General features: G+C 37.4%; 1 protein-coding gene. It reads right to left on the reverse strand.

Features of this window, described 5'->3' with window-relative positions; translation table 11 throughout:
* On the reverse strand, window positions 1-204 hold a 204-nt coding region (locus KVT34_RS31235; protein ID WP_309244149.1), incomplete at its 3' end, for a LysR family transcriptional regulator.
* Window positions 205-235: the final 31 nt, after the last annotated feature.

Genomic DNA, 235 nt, shown 5'->3' on the forward strand with positions numbered 1-235 from the left:
AACATCTTGCAAAATTTTATTAACATAAACGAGCATTTTTCTTCCTTCAGCTGTTAAAGTCATACCTCGTTTATGACGATAAAAAAGTGGTGTTTTTAGCTCGTTTTCCAGGTGTTTTATCCGTGCAGTTACATTTGATTGTTCGTAATTTAATACCTTTGCTGCACCGCTTACCCTACCGCGGTCGGCAACGCTTTGGAAGATTTGTTAGTCTCTTAATTCCATAGTATGATCC

It is taken from the genome of Paenibacillus sp. GbtcB18 (genome assembly GCF_019091125.1).
GTDB lineage: Bacteria > Bacillota > Bacilli > Paenibacillales > NBRC-103111 > Paenibacillus_F > Paenibacillus_F chitinolyticus.